Origin of the sequence: Pelosinus baikalensis (assembly GCF_020819555.1) — a bacterium.
GTDB lineage: Bacteria > Bacillota > Negativicutes > DSM-13327 > DSM-13327 > Pelosinus > Pelosinus baikalensis.
Map to the genome: position 1 here is coordinate 1 of NZ_JAJHJB010000116.1, position 1,215 is coordinate 1,215.

Consider the following 1,215-nt stretch of genomic DNA (forward strand, 5'->3'; position numbering starts at 1 on the left):
AATCATCTACACTGTTAATCTCGATATTACCCTTTTGAAAATCACTCACCCACTTAGCGATGCCTGCCTGAACAATTTTACGGTACTTTACTTTGGAATCTTGAATTCCTTCGCAAATCGAAGCATGATGCTGAATTAGCAAGCTATTCTTATTTCTAATCGAACATTTGTTCGTTTTGTCGATTGCCGGCACCCCCATCCATGCTTTAAAATGGATACGAGATAGTAGTTGGAGAAGATCTGTGGCCACAGTGTAGCCTACTATCTCCTGCTGGGAGTGCCCAGAAAAGGGGTGGACGTTAGCGCGTCCACCCTCTATCTTTTATATAATTAAAGTTGCTTTTAATCCTGTGAAAGCTTCCCATCGTCTAATAATAACATCACAATAGATAGGATCAATCTCAGCTATATAACAACTTCTCTCAGTCTGCTCAGCCGCCATTAACGTACTTCCGGATCCACCGAAGAAATCAGCTATAATATCACCTGACCGGCTGCTATTCTGTATAGCTCGGGCACACAGCCCGATTGGCTTCATAGTTGGATGCTCACCATTTCGTAGAGGCTTTTCAAAGCGCCACACAGTGGATAAGCTATCATCACCTGACTTCAATATCTCAAAGGACGGAACTCGTATAGTCACCATCTGAATACCAGCCGTAAAAGTAAGCAGCGCCCCCTCATTGTCTTCTCTGACGATGATTGGCGCTGCTTCTTCAAATACAGTCCCTTGTTTACGGCCACCATAAAACCGATGAGCTGCACCAGGCTTCCATCCATAAAGGATAGGTTCATGCTGCCACTGATAATCCTGCCTGCCTATTACAAATTGATTTTTTGCCCAGACCAGACACTGCTTTAAAAGCCAGCCTGCATCCTGTAATGCACCGCGGAAATTCGCCCCCTCGGAATCAGCATGACAAATATAGATAGCACCACCCGGCTCTGTCGCAATAAACATAGATGTGAATGCATCATGTAAGAATTGATTAAACTTATCAGCTGACATATTATCATTCTTAATAGTCAGTTTATCTACTGTCCCGCCCTCGTAAGCGACATTATAAGGTGGATCCGTAAATACCATCGATGCCAACCTACCATCCATCAACCTTTCCACATCAGAAATAAGAGTCGCATCACCACACATAAGCCGATGGCGGCCAAGCTGCCAAATATCACCTGGCTTATTGATTGGCTCCTTAATCTCAGCAG

The 1,215-nt window shown here is 44.1% G+C and carries 2 protein-coding genes; both read right to left on the reverse strand.

What is annotated here, in order from left to right; all coding sequences use genetic code 11:
* A partial coding sequence (locus LMF89_RS25340) for a hypothetical protein (RefSeq protein ID WP_229537583.1) occupies window positions 1–250 on the reverse strand: 250 nt, incomplete at its 3' end.
* A gap of 72 nt (window positions 251–322) precedes the next feature.
* Window positions 323–1,215: DNA-methyltransferase (locus LMF89_RS25345; protein WP_229537584.1), on the reverse strand; the 893-nt coding region annotated here is incomplete at its 5' end.